Origin of the sequence: Thalassospira lohafexi (genome assembly GCF_002844275.1) — a bacterium.
GTDB lineage: Bacteria > Pseudomonadota > Alphaproteobacteria > Rhodospirillales > Thalassospiraceae > Thalassospira > Thalassospira lohafexi.
On sequence record NZ_NXGX01000002.1, the window covers coordinates 387,176 to 406,816 of the forward strand.

Sequence of the window (19,641 nt, forward strand, 5' to 3'; positions counted from 1 at the left end):
CTGTTTGTCAATTCATTCGGTATAACAGTACCGAATTATCACAATGCATCGCAGCCTCACCAACGACGTGCAAAACATTTGTCGAAATCACCAAATGTTTCTTGCTGACGCCCTATCGGTGCGCGTACCTTTTTTGCCTCAGAGAAAAATCATAAATCAGGGAAAACGACATCATGACGTCCATGAAACCGGAAACCATTGTCCTCCATGCTGGATACCGCGCCGAACCGACAACTGGTTCTGTTGCCGTACCGCTTTATCAAACCACCAGTTATCAGTTCCGTGACACACAACACGCAGCGGACCTTTTTGCGCTGAAGGAACTGGGCAATATCTATACCCGTCTGATGAACCCGACCAATGATGTGCTTGAACAACGCGTTGCCGCCCTTGACGGTGGTGTCGCAGCCGTGGCACTGGCGTCCGGTCAGGCCGCATCAACCTTTTCGATTTTGAACATTGCCCAGGCTGGCGACAATATTGTCAGTTCCACCGACCTTTATGGCGGGACGTGGAACCTGTTTGCCAATACCTTTAAACAGATGGGGATCGAGGTCCGCTTTGCCGATCCGTCCGACCCTGAAAACTTTCGCCGTCTAACCGATGACAAGACACGTGCCTATTACGCCGAAACCCTGCCTAATCCGAAATTGCACGTTTTCCCGATCCGCGATGTCGCCAATATCGGTGATGAGCTCGGAATTCCGTTGATTGTCGATAATACTGCCGCGCCTGTGATCTGTAAGCCGATTGAGCATGGTGCAAGTATTGTGATGTATTCAACAACCAAATTCATTGCTGGCCATGGAACATCGGTTGGCGGGATCGTGGTTGATTCCGGTAAATTTGATTGGGAAAAACATGCAACCCGTTTCCCGCTCCTGAACGAACCCGACCCCAGTTATCACGGGGCTGTCTGGACGCAGGCCGTCAAGCCGATTGGCCCGGTTGCCTATGCTATCAAACTGCGCTGCACCGTGCTGCGTGACATTGGTGCTGCCGCCTCCCCGTTCAATTCGTTCCAGACCATTCAAGGCATGGAAACGCTGGCCCTGCGCATGGAACGCCATTGTGAAAACGCCAATAAGGTTGCCGATTTCCTATCCAAGCACCCGAAAGTTACAAAGGTCAATCACCCCAGCCAGCAAGATGGAGAAAGCCGCAAACGTGCGGACACTTATCTTAAGGGCGGGTACGGATCCTTGATGGGCTTTGAACTTTCGGGCGGCAAGGAAGCCGGTGAGAAGTTTATCAATGCGCTGGAACTTCTTTATCATGTTGCAAACATCGGTGACACACGCTCACTCGCCATTCATCCGGCGACAACGACTCACAGTCAGCTTTCAGAAGAAGATCGTCTTTCATCGGGTGTGACCGATGGCTACGTTCGCCTTTCCATTGGAATCGAGCATATTGACGATATCCTTGCTGATCTGACACAGGCGCTTGCTAAAGCCTGACAATCTGCACGGTTACGATAAAGCAATCGCATCAGACCAAGACCGGCCATGAAATGGCATGGCCGGTTTTTTGTTGACCCCGTTGCCCAAACGCCGTAAATGCGCATTATCGGCAAAACATGCAAAACGTGCAATTTACGCAACAGGCAAACGATCATGTCCGTCACCACCCGGCAACAGGAAATACAAACTTTGATCCGTGCCCATGGCACCGTCCATATCCATGATCTGGCCGCTTTGTTTCATGCATCCCTTGATACGATCCGACGTGATTTGCGCCAACTTGAAGACGAAGGACACCTGCGCCGAATTCATGGTGGGGCAATCCTGCCCAATACTGCCACAGCAACCTATGACGAACGCGCCAAGGAACTTCAGCCCGAACGCGCGGCCATCGCAAAAAAAACCGCAAACGACCTTATCCCCGACCACGGTGTGTTCTTTTTCGACAGCGGCACGACAATCTGCGAGGTCGCCCGGCATCTAAAACCATCGTTCCGCGGCACGATCATTACGGTTAACCCCATGGTTGCGGTTGAACTGGCCAAGCACCCCAACGCCAACGTCATCATGATTGGTGGTGTTCTGTTGAAAGACGACATGGTGGTCAGCGGCCCGACAACGGTTGACGAAATTCGCAACTACAATGCCGATATCGCCCTTTTGGGGACCTGCGCACTTCACCCCGAAGCCGGTCTTTCGACCAGCACGGCCGAAGAACGCGCGACCAAGGCCACCATGATTAACCAGTCTGCTGAAATCATTGCTGTCACAACGGCCGATAAACTCGAAACAAGCCTTCCTTACCGCGTATGTGACATTGACGCGATTTCGTACCTTGTGACCGGGCGGAAACTTTCGGCGGGATACCTCGCCAATTATTCTGATCGCGGCCTTAACGTTATTCAGGCGTAAACGACATGCACGATTACACCAAAGCCCATAACAGGGTCCGCGCCATTTTCTTTTTGCATGGGGCTGCGTTTTCAAGCTGGGTTCCCCACATCCCGCTGGTTCAGGAACGTCTTGATCTTGGTCACAATGATCTTGGCGGCATTTTGCTGGCGGCGGCCATCGGTGTTTTGGCCGTAATGCCAATTGCCGGACGGCTGGCTGACCGTTTCGGCAGTGAACGTGTCGTGCGCTATTCGGGGTTATTCTACTTTGTTGCAGTAGGACTTCCCGCATTCATGCCGTCCTACCTTAGCATTACGATTGCGATGTTTGCCTTGGGCTTTTCTGGCGCGTTTCTGGATGTCGCGATGAATGCCAATGGATTGAATGTGGAACGCCTTCGGGGCCGTAGCATCATGTCGGGCCTACACGGCTTCTGGAGCCTCGGCGGCTTTGCTGGTGCCGGGATCGCGGCCGCGTGGTTTGCCCTGCCCATCCCGATCGCAGCGCACTTGCCAACCGTGCTGTCTATCTTCCTTGTCGCGCATGTGATCGTGCAGGCGGGCCTCGTCCCTGATGCCGCCGTCCATGCTCAAACATCTCAACCTGACATACAGCAACCCAACCCGAGCACCCAAAACCTCAAACGGCGCCCGCTCATTGTGTTTCTGTTGCCATTTGGGGTCTGTGCCTTCATCGGGCAATTTGGCGAAGGCGTGATTACCGACTGGGCAACTGTCTTTATGAACAGCGAACTGTCGTCCGGCCCAACTATGGCGGCGGTTGGATTTGCGATCTATTCATGCGCCATGGCCGCAACGCGATTGTCAGGCGATATGCTGGTGATGAAATTTGGCCGAGCACAGGTCCTTCTGGCCAGTTCATGTTTGGCGTCCCTGGGCACATTCATCATCGCATTGTCTCCGCATTTCGTTGTGGCGTGGATCGGATGTGCCATCGCGGGGATGGGACTTGCCGTGATATTACCATTGCTGTTGTCTGCTGCATCAAAAGCCACGGGCAAAGGCGGCGGAACGGTTGTTTCCATCATCGCGGCCACGGGGTATTCAGCCATCATGGCTGGACCGCCGATTATTGGTGCCATTGGTGAGTTATTCGGGCTTGTAAATGCCTTTATCGTCACGGCCAGTTTTCTGTCTCTGATCATCCCTGTTTATCTGCTAACCATGCGTCGGCGTTTGCAAATTGCGGGCAATGGTTGATCCGGCGTGCATTCTGCCGCATAAATTGACCAGCCGGTCCTGCCGGTGACACAGCCCCACAAAGCAGCCCACAAAACAGAGAACAGATCATGGCCAAATCCCATACCTATGGCGCATTCCCCCGCAACCGCCAGCGTCGCAACCGCATGTCCGACTGGTCACGGAAAATGGTCGCGGAAACCCGGCTGACACCCCATGATCTGATTTTGCCGGTGTTTGTTGTGGATGGCACCAATCAACGTATGCCAATTCCATCCATGCCCGGTGTCGAACGTCAATCAATTGATGTTTTGGTTGCAACAGCAAAACATGCGCAAAGCCTTGGCATTCCGGCGCTTGCCCTGTTTCCCTATATTGATGTAAGCCTTAAAACCAAGGACGCACGCGAAGCATACAATCCAGACAATGTTGTCTGTCGCGCGACCAAGGCCATCAAGGACGCCTGCCCTAACCTTGGCGTGATCACCGATGTCGCCCTTGATCCGTTCAATGCCGATGGGCAGGACGGCATTGTGGTTGATGGTCAGATTCTGAACGACGAAACCACCGAGGCACTGGTCCGTCAGGCACTGGTTCAGGCGCAGGCAGGTTGTGACGTAGTCGCCCCATCCGACATGATGGATGGCCGCATCGGCGCCATTCGCGACGTGCTTGAGGGCGAGAACCTTAAAAACGTGCAGATCATGGCCTACGCCGCGAAATACGCGTCATCGTTCTATGGACCGTTCCGCGATGCCATCGGATCGGCAAGCGCGCTGGGCAAGGCTGACAAAAAAACCTATCAGCTTGATCCCGCCAACACCGACGAAGCCATGCGCGAAGTGGCTTACGATTTGAACGAAGGTGCAGACTCCGTCATCGTCAAACCCGGTTTGCCCTATCTTGACGTGCTTTATCGGGTCCGTCAGGAATTTGGCGTTCCGGTCTTTGCCTATCAGGTGTCGGGTGAATACGCGATGCTGCGTGCGGCCGCGGCAAATGGCTGGCTGGATTATCTTGGCTGTGCAATTGAAACACTGTCGTGTTTCAAACGTGCCGGCGCATCTGGCATTCTGACCTACAGCGCAATCGAAGTTGCCGAAGCGCTTTAATCTGCAAATGTAATTAGCTGACTTAAAAGATTATTGAACGAAACAAAGGGCCTCACCAGAGGCCCTTTGTTGTATGGTCTATGTGGTTTATTTTCGATCAGGCGACTTCGGTTTTGATATTGTCGCCGATGCCAAATCCAATCGCGCGGGCACAGAAATGCGGGCGAAGACCGGCACGGGCAAATACGCCTTCGATATCCTGCCCATCAAGGAAACCACCCTGATGCACCAAAAGGGTCTTAATCCCGACAGAAAGCCCGCCCAGCACATCGGTATGAACCGTATCCCCAACCATCAGCACACGGTCCCGGTCAACACCGGGGTGACGGCGCAGGACTTCTTCGAATACGTGATGATACGGTTTACCAACACATTGCGGCATCACACCGCAGGCGTCCGCCGCCAAATGCGCGAAATAACCTGACTCAACCGACAGGAATTCCCCCATCGGGGCGCAGATATCCGGGTTACCCACCAAAATCGGTCGTGGATTGTCACGCAGGCTCTGCTCGAGCAGGTTCTGCTGGGAGTCAGACCAGCTTTCAGAATCAATAAGAAGGAAACCACCGACCGCATCATATAGTGCGCGGTCTTCGCCAAGCGGCTCAACAGTGTCAGGCAGCACATGGAACGGCCAATCTTTTGGCGCCATTGCCCCCCAATACGTAATGTCGCCATGGCTATTCATCATCGGGGCGACAAATTGCTGGCTGCTGATCAGACTGCTGGCATCAAAATCAAATCCGCGATTACGGTGGCGGGCCAAAATAGCCTCGGCCGAGCTTGACGCGTCATTGGTAACAACAGCAATGCTTTTGCCCATGCCCTGTAAATGCGCAATGGTATCAACTGCACCGGGGATGGCTGTTGGACCGCTGTTAAGCACGCCAAAGGCATCAAAGACGATCAAATCAAACTGATCCGCAATCGACAGAAGGTTTTCAACATATTCTGTCTTTGGGGGCACCGCATCGGCACGCACCTCCGGCAAACGGGGCGCATAATGCAAATAGGCCTCGATTGCCTGCTCAAAATTGAGCCTGGGGCGATTGATGCTCATGTTCGATTCTCCTGATCGTATGGGGTGCGGAACGCATAGCGGGCCCATTCAACCCGATTAAGCGACCTTTTTACATCCCAATTTTTTAATGCAAGACCATTCGGGACTAAACAACCTTTACGCGTTAAGCAACTTCGTTAGCCATGCGCCGCAAGCATAGCAATAAAACATCGAAAAGCATCGCTTCATGACAGAATTAAAACCAATTCATTGCGATTCGGTGACTTTTTGCACTTTCCAAGCGACTGCCATGCAAAAAATGCATTGGAATTACACAAATGCCGAGCGTAGATTGCCCTCACGAAATGAATAGGACGTATCGACTGGTGAATGCGCCAACAAGCAGATGATCACTCGATACATTGTAAACAAACCGACACGTCAAACCAGTTAACTATTCCGCATGCGGAATACCTTCGGTGAGAACATGCCGGTTATCTGAACAGGCGCCGAAAAATCGGCCGGTTTGAAATAGGTGATGAAATGATCGTAACTAAAATTTTTGCTTTCCTCCGCGCTCTTCGCGTTCAGTACCAGACCCAGGTTGCGCTGCGTAAACTTGATCCGCGCGAACTTGCCGACATCGGTCTGAACCGCGACATGATCGACGATGTAGCACACCGCGTTGCTTTCGGTCGTTAATCAACGACTGAAACGTCCGACGAAAAAACCCCGGCAGTTTTGCCGGGGTTTTTCTTTATCTGCTTTATGCAATCGATCGAACGAACGAATGACCTACCCCGCAGAGCTTATCAATGTTCTGCCGTCTAATTGGCAAATAGCGCCTTGTGCTCTTCGCGCAGGATATTCTTCTGCACCTTGCCCATCGCATTGCGTGGCAGTTCGCCCACAAAAAATACCCGTTTTGGCACTTTGAAATTGGCCATCTGTGATTTGATGGCACCGATGACATCGTCTTCTGACAATTCATCACTGTTGCGCACGATCACTGCGACGACCGCCTCGCCAAAGTCCGGATGGGCAACACCAATCACAGCACTCTCAACAACACCATCCATTTTGTCGATCAGCGTTTCAATTTCTTTGGGATAGATATTAAACCCGCCGGAGATCACCAGATCCTTGGCCCGACCGACGATATGGACATATCCCTTGGCATCAATCTTGGCGATGTCACCGGTGATAAAGAAGCCATCATCGCGAAATTCCTCAGCCGTTTTTTCGGGCATCTGCCAATAGCCGGCAAATACATTCGGACCGCGCGCTTCAAGTACCCCGACTTCATCGGTTGCCAATATCGTGCCGGCATCATCACAAACGCGTACATCCACGTCGGGCAATGCCGGCCCGACTGTATGCACTATGCGGTCACCATCCAGCGGATTTGATGTCGCCATCCCCATTTCAGTCATGCCATAGCGTTCAAGCAAGGCCTTGCCGGTACGTTGTTCAAACGCGGTAAAGGTCTCGGGTAGCAACGGGGCGGAACCGGAAATAAACAACCGCATGTTAGCGCTAACATCGGCAGTAAAATCATCCTCGTACAACAATCGGACATAGAAAGTCGGAACACCCATCATGACAGTACTGCGCGGCAAAAGCGCCAGAACCTGATCGCGGTCAAACTTCGGCAGGAAGAACATCTTTGAGCCCGACAACATCACGCAGTGACAGGCAATGAACAGACCATGGGTATGAAAGATTGGCAAGGCGTGCAGCAAAACATCGTCGCCGGTAAAGCCCCACAGCGTTTCGAGTGTTGATGCATTGGACCACAGGTTCATCTGGGTCATCATCGCGCCCTTGGGCTTGCCGGTTGTTCCCGACGTGTAAAGGATTGCGGCAAGGTCATCATCAGCACAGGCCACGGGTGCGAAATCATCGCCCTGCTCTGCTGCGCCTGAGACCAACGTCCCGTCCGCTTCCGTGCCAAGGGTCAAAACAGATTTAACACCCTGTTCTGCGGCGATTGCGCTGACTTCTGTTTCACGATACGGCTGACAGACAAAGATCACCGGCGATGCATTGCCCATGAAATACGCCAACTCACCGGCCTGATAAGCTGTGTTGAGCGGCAAATAAACAAGACCGGCACGAATACATCCAAGATATAAAAACAGGGCTTCGGGTGATTTATCGACCTGAACCGCGATCCGGTCGCCCTTTTGGGCCCCCAAAGAGATCAAAAGCCCCGCAATGCGGGCTGAATACGTATCCGCATCGCCATAGCTATAAGTCTTGCCATCTGGTGTTTCGATCAAAACCGACGACAAATCAGCCGGGAACCGATCCCGAATACGCATAAAAAGGCTGTTGGTCACAGTAACGCTTCCCCGATGAATTATCATTGAACCAGCAGCTTTCTGCTGTCGGTCATGCTCGCGGGCAGCATAGTGCAACCAACCATTATCGGTAAACAAGTACTATTTTACCGTAATGGTTGGTTTTATGCGAAATCAGTTAGGCGAAAAGATTACGCAACGTACGGGAATTCGCCGTCAACAAACGGGAAAGCCTCGCCGACGGTGACTTGCACTTCCGGGTGGAACCCATTGAAATTCGTCGCAAGTGCGTTGCTATAGGCCCCAATATGACCAAATTCGATCCAGTCCCCTTCGCGAATGTCTGCGGGCAAATTCACGGTTGCTGGCAGAACATCCATATTGTCGCAGGTTGGTCCATAGATGGTGAAATCAAGCGTTTCCTCAGGATCAAATTCACCCTTAAGACGCATCGGCCGCACAGGATAGCGTAATTGACCGGTGACGGTTTCTGATAGACTGCCATACACACCATCATTGATGAAAAGCTGATCTTCCTTGCGCAGTTGCACCTGGGTAATCAGCGACACGCCGCTTGAAACAAGGGCTCTGCCCGGTTCGCACATAAAGGTGGTTTCAGGCATATCAAGCCACCGGATGCAGTCCTTGATTTCATCCATGATTTCTTCAAGTGCCGGGCCACGCTGGTTCATATACTGGCCAGGGAACCCGCCGCCCACATCAATATGTTTTACCTTCACGCCCGAGAAATCGACAACTTGGCGGATCAGCTCAATCGCAATGCGATAGCCGTTTGCCGTCGTGCATTGCGACCCAACATGGAAGCAAAGCCCGGCCTCATAGCCCAATGCGTCAACCTGCTTAAGAAGTTCGGCCGCGGCCATTGGGCGAGCACCAAACTTTGCTGACAGATTATAGATTGCACCGGCCGGCGGGGTCGCCAAACGCACATGAATTTTTAGATTGGTGTCGCCGTCGGTTTCTTCGCGGATTTTTTTAAGTTCATCTTCAGTATCAATCACATAGTGATCAATGCCAAAGACCCGGTGCGCGCTGCGAATGCCATCGCGGCTTTTAACCGGGTGCATGAAGTAGGACTTCATGCCGGGGAACTGGCGGCGCACCAATGCAATTTCATCTGGCGAGGCCGTATCAAAATGACGCACCCCACCTTCATGCAGATAGCGCATGACTTCGGGATGCGGATTACATTTCACCGCATAAAGAACGTCACCAGGGAACATATCGACAAAGCGCTGCGCTGTTTCTCGAAGGATATTGGGCCTGAGACAATAGACCGGATAGGACGGCTTAAGTTCCTTAACAACATCGAACGTCGTATCGAAATGACGCGGCATGTAAACTCCATCGTTCACGGGTATCTGGCGCCCAGACACGCATTATCGCCGGGCTGGCCATTTATAAACACAAGGGTAGCAGCCCTTTTGGGCGCTGTCATGCCCCAACCGGCGAATTGATCTTGATATTCCAAACGCCCGCCGATAAATTGGTAAACCAATACCAAATAACCAATATCGTGTGATTTACGCTTTTCTGCGCCACAGCACGCCAACATACAGGGAGCCTGAAATGCCCATCGACCCGATCCTTGATCCCAGCAGCCTTGCCCGCGAACTTTCTGGCCGCCACCTGATCAATGGAGAACTCGTTGCATCCCAAAGCGGCAAAAACTTTGATGTCTTAAACCCCGCAACCGGCAAGGTCATTGGTCAGGCGGCAGACGGGGACGTCCAAGATGTGGCAATTGCCGTTGGAGTTGCAAAGAAGGCACAGAAAGACTGGGCGGAGCGCCCTGCCCGCGAACGCGGAAAGCTGGTTGCCGAATGTGGTCGTGTGCTGATGTCACACACCGAAGAACTGGGTCGTTTGATTGCCCTTGAATCGGGCAAAGCACTGCGCACCGAAAGCCGGGTTGAGGCATCGGTTCTTGCCGATATGTTTGTCTTTTTCGGCGGGTTGGCTTCCGAGCTTAAGGGCGAAACCGTACCGTTTAATCCCAACATGATGACCTTGACCACCCGTGAGCCGGTTGGCGTTGTCGGTGCAATTATTCCCTGGAACGTGCCGCTTCTTTTGATGGCGATCAAAGTTGCACCGGCACTGGTTGCTGGTAACGCAGTCGTTGTAAAATCGGCCGAAGACACCCCGCTTGCAGCTTTGCGCGTCTGTCAGATCATGCAGGAAACCCTGCCCAAGGGCGTTCTAAATATTTTGTCTGGCTTTGGCCCGTCCTGCGGTGGACCACTGGTCGAACATAAGGACGTCAAAAAAGTATCCTTTACCGGCTCTGTCGAAACCGGCCGCACGGTTTACAAGGCCGCAGCGGAAAAACTGATCCCGGTCACGCTTGAGCTCGGCGGTAAATCACCAATGATCGTGATGCACGATGCCGACCTTGATAAGGCAATTGCCGGTGCTGTTGGTGGTATGCGCTTTACCCGTCAGGGGCAAAGCTGCACGGCATCATCGCGTATTCTTGTTCATGAAAAACTTCATGATGCGTTTGTTAAGAAGCTGATTGACAAGGTCAATGCCCTTAAGATGGGGGATCCGCTTGACGAAGAAACCGATATCGGCACCATCATCAACCGCAAGCAGTTCGACAAGGTCCGCAGCTACATTGATATCGGCGAAAAAGAAGGTGCGACCAAGCATGAACTAAGTGCCCTTCCAACCGATAGTGCGCTCGCCGATGGCACGTTTGTGCGCCCGGTGATCTTTACCAATGTTGATCCGAACGCCCGCGTCGCCCGCGAAGAAATCTTTGGTCCGGTGGCATGCGTGTTCAAGTTCAAAACCTTCGAAGAGGCACTTGAGCTTGCCAACGACAGTGATTTTGGTTTGGCGGCAACAGTATGGACAACCGATCTTAAAACCGCACTGACCGCAACCAAGCGCCTTGAAGCGGGCTTTGTTCAGGTCAACCAGAATCTTGTTGTTCAACCCAACCTGTCATATGGCGGGATCAAGCTTTCCGGGCTGGGCAAGGAAGCCTCGCTTGAAAGCATGCTTGAACATTTCACCTACAAGAAAACCATCATTCTTAACATGGAATAACGCCAAACCAACCCTATGCCAGGCGTTTAACCTTGCCGGGTTGCATCTTTTGCAACCCGGTTTTTCTTTTGCGGCCCTTGACCTTAGGCAACTAATCCGCAAAGCTGCGCTCGAACACACGTCCATAAACCTGAAAGAACATGGCAATGTCTTTATACAATGACATCCCCGCATCGCATTCCCGTCCGACGCTTCGTGCCGGTGCGATGGCCATGATTATTGGGATTTCCGACCTGCGAATGTGATCCCTGTCATTCGCGAATGACAGGACCGGTTTAAACCCGTTTATCACCCGTTACATGATAATATTGCCACCACATCAAGCTTGATGGTGGCCGCAGGAGCATGGAAATTATGGCTGTTTCCTATCACGATATCGTCCGTGCAGCTGGACTTTTAGAGGGCATTGTTGCCAAAACACCTTTGGTAAAGTCCTTAACGCTTTCAAATATTTGTCAGGCAGAAGTTTATCTTAAGCTTGAAAACCAACAATACACCGCGTCCTTCAAAGAACGCGGTGCCTATGTCAAACTGGCAAGCCTGACACCGCAAGAACGCGAAAAAGGCGTGATTGCCGTATCGGCGGGCAACCACGCACAGGGTGTGGCCTATAACGCCAAACGACTTGGCATTCCGGCAACCATCGTGATGCCCAAAAATACCCCGTTCACCAAAGTACATCACACGCGATCTCATGGCGCCGAAGTTGTCCTGATCGGTAATGTATTTGCCGAAAGCCTCGAGGCTGCTGGCAAAATTCAGCAAGAGCGTGGACTGACTTTTGTGCATCCGTTTGATGATCCGCATATCATCGCAGGACAAGGCACTGTCGGACTTGAGATTCTCAATGAAAATGCCGACATCGACACCATTGTCGTTCCGATTGGCGGCGGTGGCCTTGCGTCGGGTATTTCAACTGCGATCAAGGCGCGCCGACCCGACATCGAAATCATCGGTGTCGAAACAAAGCTATATCCGTCGATGCTAGAAGGCATGACAAATCAGGAGTTCACTGGCGGTGGCGTGACAATTGCCGAGGGCATTGCAGTCAAGCAACCCGGTGGCCTGACACTTGAAATCTGTAAGGAAAAACTTGATGACGTGGTTCTGGTTGAGGAAAGCTCAATCGAACGCGCCATCCAGATGCTGATTGAAATCGAAAAAAGCGTTGTCGAAGGTGCCGGGGCGGCACCACTTGCCGCTCTGCTCGACCATCCCGAACGGTTTAAGGGCAAAAAGGTCTGTCTCATCATAAGTGGTGGCAACATAGACACCCGCCTTCTCGCACAGGTCCTGATGCGCGGCATGGCCCGTCAGGGCCGCCTTGTGCGCGTTCGCATTGAAATCCCTGATGTCCCGGGTGCATTGGCAACCATCAGCACCCTGATCGGTGAAGAAGAAGCCAACATCATTGAAGTCTATCATCAGCGCCATTTCTATGATGTCCCGGCCAAACAGACCGACGTTGATATGGTTCTTGAGGTCCGCGACACCGTACATGCAGAACAGGTCATTGCACGCCTGATTAACGCTGGATTTGGCGGAAGACTGCTTGGCAACACATCACTTGATTGATCAATATCTTTATGCGAAATAAAAAACGGGCCGCAAGCATTTCGCTGCGGCCCGTTTTTTCTAACTTTGATGTTTGGTGCTGTTAGCAATCAAGTCCGCGGTAACGCCCGCCATAATACAAAAGCGGATTCCCGGTTTTACCCAAGTCAATTTCCTGAACTTGCCCGACAATGATGCTGTGATCCCCACCATCATGGATCGCGTGGCGCTTACACGAAAATGTTGCAAGGCTGTCGCTAAGACACGGAACACCGTGACAATCATCGCGATAGGTCACACCATCCCAATCATTCTGACCGGGTGAGGAAAAAAGATCGGACAGGGTTTGCTGTTCCTGACGCAGGATATTGATGCAAAACCGGGTGCATTCGCCTGCAAACATGTCATGTGTCGCCGCCCGGCAATCGACAGAAAACAGGACCAAGGCCGGTTCAAGCGACACGGAGGCAAAACTGTTGATGGTGATACCTGCTTTGGTCCCATCCAGTGCGCGTGTCGTCACAACAGCAACACCTGTTGCGAACTGACCCAGACAGTCGCGAAAATCGCGCGGAGAGAATGACATATTGAAGAATGCTCTTACTGACTAAACATATAATCTAACGGCCCTTGCTCAGGGCAAAGGGAAAATGGCGATTAATCTTCGCGCTGTCAAACCTATCTCGCAGCAGATTTAAACGCGATATTAATAACATTAAAAGTTAATAGGACCATATAGATGGGGCTTGCGTCTTATCTGGATGCAAAAAACAGCTTGGGGCCAGATAAATGTATCGTGAATTAATCCGGTATCGATATCGGCGTAACGGGGAAAAATAGTGTTTCTGATAATCGGTTATATCATAGTACTCGGCTCGGTGCTGGGCGGTTATTTACCACACGGGTCATTTGACATTCTCGTTCAACCGCTTGAAGTCCTGATTATTTTCGGGGCTGCATTTGGTGCGTTTTTGACAGCCAATCCGCTAAACGTTGTCAAACGGTCGTTCTCCTACACCTTGCGTGCCATGAAGGGCCCCAAGAAGAAGGTCGCCTATGTCGAGCTTCTGACCTGCCTTTACGCAATTTTTCGACTTGCAAAATCTAAGGGCGATCTCGCCCTTGAGAGCCACGTTGAAAACCCTGAAAGTTCCAGCCTTTTTGCCAATTTTCCGATTCTGACGAAAGATCACCACGCGCTGGAATTCATGTGTGACTATCTTCGCCTACTGACCCTTGGCACAACCAATCCGTATGAGCTGGAAGCTGTCATCGATCAGGAGCTCGAAACCCATCACGAGGAAGAGCACGCGGTTTCCGATGCTGTTCAGACTGTTGGCGACGGGCTTCCTGCCCTTGGCATTGTGGCTGCTGTTCTGGGCGTGATTGTAACCATGAGTTCCGTGACAGAACCCCCCGAAATTCTTGGTGGCCTGATCGCGGCAGCACTGGTAGGGACATTCCTTGGTATTCTCGGCGCATACGGCTTTGTCGCCCCGACGGCTTCCATCATCAAAAACACCGTTGATACAGATGCAAAATATTACACCTGTATCAAGGCCGCATTGATCGGACACATGCAGGGATATGCGCCTCAGGTTTCGGTTGAATTTGCGCGAAAATCCCTGCCGCACGGCCTAAGACCAAGCTTCAAGGAACTTGATGAAGCCTTGCAAAATGCACCAACAGCTTGATTTTCTTGAATAGTGAAGTTCCGGTTTAGGGAAAAATACGACGCATGCCTGATATCGTCATAAAGAAAATCAAGAAAGGTGGACATGGCCACCATGGCGGCGCATGGAAGGTTGCTTATGCCGACTTTGTGACGGCAATGATGGCGTTTTTCCTGTTGCTCTGGCTGCTGTCAAGCGCCACCGAAGAACAGCTTCAGGGGGTCTCGAACTATTTTACCCCCGAAACCATTTCGCAAAACGACTCTGGGTCGGGTGGTTTGCTAGGTGGCACCAGCCTTGCCGAAGACGGTGCGTTGCGGTCTGAATTTGGGTCGCCGACCGTCAGTATGGATATTCCGCCACAACAGTCGCCCGATGAACGCGAAGCCATTCGCGTGGCCCAAATGGAAGAACAGGAATTCAACGAAGCTCAGGAAGAACTTCGCAAAGCCATAGAAAGCAGCGAAGAGCTCCAAGGGCTCGAAAAGAATATCCGCATTGAAGATACCGATGAAGGCCTTCGCATCCAGCTGCTTGATGAAGACGGCACCGCAATGTTCCCAAGCGGCAGCCCCTCGATGGCCGAACATACCAAAAAGCTTCTGCAAAAGGTCGCTGAGATCATTGCAAAACTGCCACAAGACGTTGCAATTGAAGGCCATACAGACTCGGTCCCGTTTAACCGCGCCGACGGCTATTCAAACTGGGAACTTTCCTCTGAACGCGCACTTGCAACACGCAGAACCCTTGAAGACCTTGGTCTGAATACAGATCGCTTTGCCAAAGTTGCCGGTCTTGCCGATACCGATCCGCTGATGCCCGAAGCCCCTGATAACGAGCGCAACCGACGTATCAGCATTACGTTGCTGCGCGGTACCGGTGAACGCACCGCACTTGAGGGTGGTCAGGAAAATGGTGCAGGTGGGGAAACAACGGGCACGTCGGGGGAAAATATTGACCCAAGGACGTCACCAGCCCCGGTGCGACGTCCGTCATTCTCCGTCCCGTCACAGCCATAAAACAGCCGCGCAAACCGGGTTTTGCGCGGTCCTTTTGTGTTTCAGCCCTTTAAACTGTCATAAACAACACTTAATCTCATATAATAGAGAAGGTTGAATGTGACCGGGACACAGAAAAGCTAAATGACAGTCAATCAGCGCCGACTTACCCAGCATTATTTCATGACGGCCCCAATGCCCTGCCCCTATTTGCCCGGGCGTTTTGAACGCAAGCTGGTGACAGAATTGCGTGGGCCAGAAGCCAATGGCGTTCATGATCTTCTGTCACGTGCCGGGTTCCGTCGTAGTCATTCAATTGCGTATCTTCCCGCCTGCAGCGATTGTAACGCCTGTGTGCCAGTTCGGGTGTCGTGTGCTGACTTCAAACCCGGTCGTTCCTTTCGCCGCATTCAAGCCAAAAACGACGACATTGTGCGCAGCATCGTGCCTGCGTCAGCTACTCAGGAACAGTTTCAGCTTTTTAGCACCTATCAGGATGCACGCCACGGCAATGGTGACATGGCACGAATGGATGCGCGTGATTACCGCGCGATGGTCGAAGACAGCACGATTGACACATCCATCTTTGAATACCGGCGTCCGGATGGCAGCCTGATTGCCGTCGCACTGGTTGATAATCTGTCTGATGGTCTTTCGGCGGTTTATAGCTTTTTTGATCCCAAGGAGCATAAGCGTTGTCTTGGGACCTACATCATTTTGGACTTGATAGCCGAAGCACAGACGTTTGAGTTTCCTCATATTTATTTGGGGTACTGGATTTCTGATTGCCGTAAAATGTCCTATAAAATGCGTTTCCAGCCGCTTGAAGGCTTCAAGAATGGTCGATGGGAAATCATGTCAGAAGACGCAAACAAAGCCCGTCCCGACGACACTGCCTGACCTTTCTTTTTCTACATTATACTAAAGTCCAATCACGCAACTCGATCCCCGGTTGCCTGCACCCAAAGACGCATATAAGCTGCCTGACAAAGCCAATTAACTGGCTTTTACATATAAATCATGAGCTTGCATCTTTGGGAGGCTGTAACAAATGAAACGTCGGCAATTTCTTTCTGGCGCCGCAGTAGCAGGTGCAACTGCTGCCGCTGCATCTACCTTTGCCAAACCGGCACTGGCACAGGACGTCCGTGAATGGCGTCTGGTCACGACCTGGCCGAAAAATTTTCCGGGTCTGGGAACCGGTGCAAACCTTCTTGCTGAATACATCACCAAGGCATCTGAAGGTCGCCTGAAAGTCACCGTTTACGGCGCTGGCGAAATCGTTCCGGCGTTCGAAGCCATTGATGCTGTTGGGAACGGCACCGTTGAAATGGGCCACGGCGCGCCTTACTACTGGAAAGGCAAAGTCGACGCGACCCAATATATCGCGGCAATGCCGTTTGGCTTGAACGCACAGGAACAAAATGCATGGTTCCAGTGGGGCGGTGGTCAGGAGTTGGCCGATAAGGTCTATGCCGAACTCAATTGTAAATTCTTCCCGTCGGGCAACACCGGCACCCAGATGGGGGGCTGGTTCAACAAGGAAATGAATACCATTGACGACTATAAAGGTCTAAAAATGCGTATTCCGGGTCTTGGTGGCGAAGTCGTCAAAGCAGCGGGTGCAAACGTTGTGAACCTTCCGGGGGGTGAAATTCCGCCGGCGCTGCAGTCTGGCGCGATTGATGCGACCGAATGGGTTGGTCCTTATAATGATCTGGCCTTTGGTCTCTATAAATCCGCGAAATACTACTACTACCCGGGTTGGCATGAGCCAGCGACCGTTCTTGATAACTTCATCAACCTTGATGCATGGAATGCCCTTCCTGATGACCTCAAGGCAATCGTTACCCAAGCCAACACCGCTGTAAACCAGATGGTACTGTCGGAATTCACCGCACGAAACAATCAGGCGCTTGATACCCTGCGTAACAAGCACAACGTTGATGTGCGCCCGTTCTCTGACGACATCCTGACAGGCCTTGGCAAACTGTCCGGGGAAGTTCTGCGTGATCTGGTTTCATCCAACCCGCTGTCTCAGGAAGTATTCGAAAGCCTGATTAAATTCCGGACCCAGTCGATCGCATGGTCGAAATTCTCGGAATCGGCCTTCGCACAGGCACGTATCCTGCCGTTCAAATACTAAGTCTCCGTCTTACGGAAACGAACAAGGGCTGGCATTTTGCCAGCCCTTTTTTTTGCGTCTAACCGCACCGTATTTGATCTGTAAAATAGCACCCCGAAAACAAAAAGGGCACCCGGTTGGGTGCCCTTCTCGTAAGATTGTTTGAGATGCTGTTATCTAGAACAGAACGCTTGGCAACCACGTTGCAAGCCACGGGAAGGCTGCGACAAGGCACAAGCCCAGCATCTGAATGACCACGAATGGAATAATACCGCGATAGATATCCATCGTCTTGATCGAGGGTGGAGCCACCCCGCGCAGATAAAACAGCGCAAACCCAAATGGTGGGGTTAAGAAGCTGGTCTGAAGGTTGATGGCAATCATGATGCCCAGCCAGACCGGGTCAATATCCATCTTAAGCAAGATCGGACCAACAATCGGGACCACAACAAACACGATCTCGATGAAGTCGAGGAAGAACCCCATGAAGAACATCAACAGCATCACCACCAGCATCGCGCTAAACGCGCCACCCGGCAGGTTGTGCAAAAGGTCTTCAACCAGTTGATCGCCACCAAGACCACGGAACACCAATGAGAACACCGACGCACCGAGCAGGATGACAAACACCATCGCGCTAACCTGAACCGTCTGACGCACAACATGGCGCAGAACTGCCATATCAAGACGACGATAGAATGCGGCCAGAACCATCGCACCAACAGACCCGAAAGCAGCCGATTCTGTTGGTGTGGCAATCCCCGTTAGGATCGATCCCAGAACCGCAACAATCAAAAGAGCCGGCGGCAAAAGCGCGCGCAGCACTTCCCCCCAAAGCCCTTCCGGACGTTTGCCTTCGACAAGGGCTGGTGCAGATTTAGGATCAATGATCGACTTGATGATGATCCAGCCGATATACAAGGCAACCAGCATGATCCCAGGGATAAAGGCACCTGCAAACAAGTCCATCACCGAAATCGGCTCAGGGGCCCAGTTGCCAATCGAACGCTGTGCTTCGGCATAGGCCCCTTGCAGGATATCACCAAGCAGAACCAGCACGATTGACGGCGGAATGATCTGCCCCAAGGTGCCTGACGCACAAATAATACCAGTCGACAGTTTCGGGTCATACCCTGCCTTGTTCATAGCAGGCAGGCTCAATAAGCCCATGGTAACAACCGTCGCACCGACAATACCGGTGGATGCTGCGAGCAACATGCCAACAATCACCACCGAAATACCAAGACCACCCCGCATGGTGCCAAACAGCATTCCCATGGTGGTCAGCAGTTTTTCGGCGATGCGTGCACGCTCGAGCATCACGCCCATAAAGACGAACAGCGGGATCGCAACATAAAGCTCGTTGGTCATCACACCGAAATAGCGTGACGGCAAAGAGCCCAGAAGCGGCATATCAAACGACCCAAGCGCATTGCCAATCAGCGCAAAAGCAAGACCGGTACCCGCAAGCGAGAAGGCAACCGGAAAACCAAGAATAAGCACGCCGCACGCAACGGCGAACATTACCAGGCTAAGAACTTCACCTGTCATCAAACGCCCTCGTGCTCTTCTTCGTTGATTTCAAATTCTTTATGACCGGCAAGCACCAGAACGCTACGCGCTGCCAGAGACATCCCTTGCAGCAGCATCAAAACGCAAAACACCAGAATCACGGATTTATAAAGGAACAGCCCCGGAAGACCGCCCGTTTCATGCGACCCTTCAAGACGGTGCCAGCTGGTCACCACATACGGGTAGCTATACATCAGAATCATGATGATAACCGGCATCAGCAAGAACAGCGATCCAAACAGATCAACCCACGCCTTATAGCGCGCAGATGCCGGACGATAAAACACGTCAACGCGCACATGACCACCATGCAAAAGCGTATATCCCGCGCCGACCATGAACATGATGCCGTAAAGCCACATATAGCTTTCCTGCATCGAAACCCAGCCGATCGCAAAGCCGTATCGTAATGTGGCGACCAAAAAAGTAATCACCACCATCGGGATCACCAGCCAAGCGACCCCGCGACCGATCAGGTCATTCAGACCATCAATCGCGCGGACGAAATTTCCCAGAAATCTCACTTTCCACTCCCAAGCCCTTATGTATCGCACAGGAAAATTGCGGGCTTCCTGTTATTCAGGTTGCGAAGTTACATATTAAACATCGAAAACGCTATATCTTTTGGTGCGTATTTCCGCCATTTCCGGGCATTTTTACTGTCATGGAT

Annotated in this window: 17 protein-coding genes; 11 read left to right on the plus strand and 6 right to left on the minus strand. The window is 52.0% G+C overall.

Translation table 11 applies throughout. The annotated features are described in order from the left end of the window. The first annotated feature begins 173 nt into the window (after window positions 1-173). The 4 genes from COO92_RS05605 to hemB all read left to right on the plus strand — a co-directional run bounded on the left by COO92_RS05605 (window position 174) and on the right by hemB (window position 4,668). A complete protein-coding gene (locus tag COO92_RS05605) occupies window positions 174-1,460 on the plus strand; it encodes an O-acetylhomoserine aminocarboxypropyltransferase/cysteine synthase family protein (RefSeq protein WP_101300542.1) in 1,287 nt (428 codons plus the stop codon). A 156-nt stretch (window positions 1,461-1,616) separates the two neighbouring features. Next, window positions 1,617-2,375 (plus strand): DeoR/GlpR family DNA-binding transcription regulator, encoded by a 759-nt coding sequence (locus COO92_RS05610; RefSeq protein WP_240626339.1) that lies wholly within the window; start codon window positions 1,617-1,619, stop codon window positions 2,373-2,375. Window positions 2,376-2,380: 5 nt separating this feature from the next. Then, window positions 2,381-3,577, plus strand: a complete 1,197-nt coding sequence (locus tag COO92_RS05615) for an MFS transporter (protein WP_101300544.1) — start codon at window positions 2,381-2,383, stop codon at window positions 3,575-3,577. 89 nt (window positions 3,578-3,666) lie between these two features. Then, a complete protein-coding gene (gene hemB / locus COO92_RS05620; protein WP_101300546.1) occupies window positions 3,667-4,668 on the plus strand; it encodes a porphobilinogen synthase in 1,002 nt (333 codons plus the stop codon). Window positions 4,669-4,765: 97 nt separating this feature from the next. Here hemB and COO92_RS05625 read toward each other — a convergent pair whose 3' ends face one another. Beyond that, on the minus strand, window positions 4,766-5,728 hold the full coding sequence (locus tag COO92_RS05625) for an HAD-IIA family hydrolase (protein WP_101300548.1): 963 nt from the start codon (window positions 5,726-5,728) through the stop codon (window positions 4,766-4,768). A 483-nt stretch (window positions 5,729-6,211) separates the two neighbouring features. Between COO92_RS05625 and COO92_RS05630 the strand changes: the two genes are divergently transcribed. Continuing rightward, complete coding sequence (locus COO92_RS05630; RefSeq protein WP_081649507.1) at window positions 6,212-6,370, plus strand: DUF1127 domain-containing protein; 159 nt, start codon at window positions 6,212-6,214, stop codon at window positions 6,368-6,370. A gap of 125 nt (window positions 6,371-6,495) precedes the next feature. Here COO92_RS05630 and COO92_RS05635 read toward each other — a convergent pair whose 3' ends face one another. Together COO92_RS05635 and COO92_RS05640 are read right to left on the minus strand one after the other, a co-directional pair. Then, window positions 6,496-8,010, minus strand: a complete 1,515-nt coding sequence (locus COO92_RS05635; RefSeq protein WP_101300550.1) for a malonate--CoA ligase — start codon at window positions 8,008-8,010, stop codon at window positions 6,496-6,498. A gap of 152 nt (window positions 8,011-8,162) precedes the next feature. Next, window positions 8,163-9,329 carry a type III PLP-dependent enzyme gene (locus COO92_RS05640; RefSeq protein ID WP_101300552.1) on the minus strand — a complete coding sequence of 389 codons (1,167 nt, stop codon included), beginning with the start codon at window positions 9,327-9,329 and terminating at the stop codon, window positions 8,163-8,165. A 232-nt stretch (window positions 9,330-9,561) separates the two neighbouring features. On the opposite strand from COO92_RS05640, the gene COO92_RS05645 reads away from it, so the two are divergent. Both COO92_RS05645 and COO92_RS05650 read left to right on the plus strand, forming a co-directional pair. Continuing rightward, window positions 9,562-11,049 carry an aldehyde dehydrogenase family protein gene (locus COO92_RS05645; RefSeq protein WP_101300553.1) on the plus strand — a complete coding sequence of 496 codons (1,488 nt, stop codon included), beginning with the start codon at window positions 9,562-9,564 and terminating at the stop codon, window positions 11,047-11,049. Window positions 11,050-11,403: 354 nt separating this feature from the next. After that, on the plus strand, window positions 11,404-12,624 hold the full coding sequence (locus COO92_RS05650; RefSeq protein WP_101300954.1) for a threonine ammonia-lyase: 1,221 nt from the start codon (window positions 11,404-11,406) through the stop codon (window positions 12,622-12,624). Between the two features lie 82 nt (window positions 12,625-12,706). Here the strand turns inward: COO92_RS05650 and COO92_RS05655 are convergent, their stop codons facing one another. Further along, window positions 12,707-13,189, minus strand: coding sequence for a flavin reductase family protein (locus tag COO92_RS05655; protein ID WP_022732301.1), 483 nt, complete (start codon window positions 13,187-13,189; stop codon window positions 12,707-12,709). 253 nt (window positions 13,190-13,442) lie between these two features. Between COO92_RS05655 and motA the strand changes: the two genes are divergently transcribed. The 4 genes from motA (at window position 13,443) to COO92_RS05675 (ending at window position 17,420) form a co-directional block, all read left to right on the plus strand. Further along, a complete protein-coding gene (motA, locus tag COO92_RS05660) occupies window positions 13,443-14,297 on the plus strand; it encodes a flagellar motor stator protein MotA (RefSeq protein WP_101300554.1) in 855 nt (284 codons plus the stop codon). Between the two features lie 44 nt (window positions 14,298-14,341). Further along, window positions 14,342-15,295 carry a flagellar motor protein MotB gene (locus tag COO92_RS05665; protein ID WP_101300556.1) on the plus strand — a complete coding sequence of 318 codons (954 nt, stop codon included), beginning with the start codon at window positions 14,342-14,344 and terminating at the stop codon, window positions 15,293-15,295. 123 nt (window positions 15,296-15,418) lie between these two features. Then, on the plus strand, window positions 15,419-16,174 hold the full coding sequence (locus tag COO92_RS05670) for an arginyltransferase (RefSeq protein WP_101300557.1): 756 nt from the start codon (window positions 15,419-15,421) through the stop codon (window positions 16,172-16,174). Between the two features lie 151 nt (window positions 16,175-16,325). Then, a complete protein-coding gene (locus tag COO92_RS05675) occupies window positions 16,326-17,420 on the plus strand; it encodes a TRAP transporter substrate-binding protein (RefSeq protein WP_101300559.1) in 1,095 nt (364 codons plus the stop codon). Between the two features lie 156 nt (window positions 17,421-17,576). Here the strand turns inward: COO92_RS05675 and COO92_RS05680 are convergent, their stop codons facing one another. Continuing rightward, window positions 17,577-18,950 carry a TRAP transporter large permease gene (locus COO92_RS05680; protein WP_101300561.1) on the minus strand — a complete coding sequence of 458 codons (1,374 nt, stop codon included), beginning with the start codon at window positions 18,948-18,950 and terminating at the stop codon, window positions 17,577-17,579. Beyond that, window positions 18,950-19,495: a TRAP transporter small permease subunit gene (locus COO92_RS05685; RefSeq protein WP_165792286.1), complete on the minus strand. Its 546-nt coding sequence runs from the start codon at window positions 19,493-19,495 to the stop codon at window positions 18,950-18,952. Before COO92_RS05685 ends, COO92_RS05680 begins: the two co-directional genes overlap by 1 nt. Between the last annotated feature and the right edge of the window lie 146 nt (window positions 19,496-19,641).

Excerpts from the sequence above, each read along its gene's own strand:
- COO92_RS05605 (WP_101300542.1), top strand. The coding sequence starts at position 174 with ATGACGTCCATGAAACCGGAAACCATTGTCCTCCATGCTGGATACCGC.
- COO92_RS05610 (WP_240626339.1), top strand. The coding sequence starts at position 1,617 with ATGTCCGTCACCACCCGGCAACAGGAAATACAAACTTTGATCCGTGCC.
- COO92_RS05615 (WP_101300544.1), top strand. The coding sequence starts at position 2,381 with ATGCACGATTACACCAAAGCCCATAACAGGGTCCGCGCCATTTTCTTT.
- hemB (WP_101300546.1), top strand. The coding sequence starts at position 3,667 with ATGGCCAAATCCCATACCTATGGCGCATTCCCCCGCAACCGCCAGCGT.
- COO92_RS05625 (WP_101300548.1), bottom strand. The coding sequence starts at position 5,728 with ATGAGCATCAATCGCCCCAGGCTCAATTTTGAGCAGGCAATCGAGGCC.
- COO92_RS05630 (WP_081649507.1), top strand. The coding sequence starts at position 6,212 with ATGATCGTAACTAAAATTTTTGCTTTCCTCCGCGCTCTTCGCGTTCAG.
- COO92_RS05640 (WP_101300552.1), bottom strand. The coding sequence starts at position 9,329 with ATGCCGCGTCATTTCGATACGACGTTCGATGTTGTTAAGGAACTTAAG.
- COO92_RS05645 (WP_101300553.1), top strand. The coding sequence starts at position 9,562 with ATGCCCATCGACCCGATCCTTGATCCCAGCAGCCTTGCCCGCGAACTT.
- COO92_RS05650 (WP_101300954.1), top strand. The coding sequence starts at position 11,404 with ATGGCTGTTTCCTATCACGATATCGTCCGTGCAGCTGGACTTTTAGAG.
- COO92_RS05655 (WP_022732301.1), bottom strand. The coding sequence starts at position 13,189 with ATGTCATTCTCTCCGCGCGATTTTCGCGACTGTCTGGGTCAGTTCGCA.
- COO92_RS05665 (WP_101300556.1), top strand. The coding sequence starts at position 14,342 with ATGCCTGATATCGTCATAAAGAAAATCAAGAAAGGTGGACATGGCCAC.
- COO92_RS05670 (WP_101300557.1), top strand. The coding sequence starts at position 15,419 with ATGACAGTCAATCAGCGCCGACTTACCCAGCATTATTTCATGACGGCC.
- COO92_RS05675 (WP_101300559.1), top strand. The coding sequence starts at position 16,326 with ATGAAACGTCGGCAATTTCTTTCTGGCGCCGCAGTAGCAGGTGCAACT.
- COO92_RS05680 (WP_101300561.1), bottom strand. The coding sequence starts at position 18,950 with ATGACAGGTGAAGTTCTTAGCCTGGTAATGTTCGCCGTTGCGTGCGGC.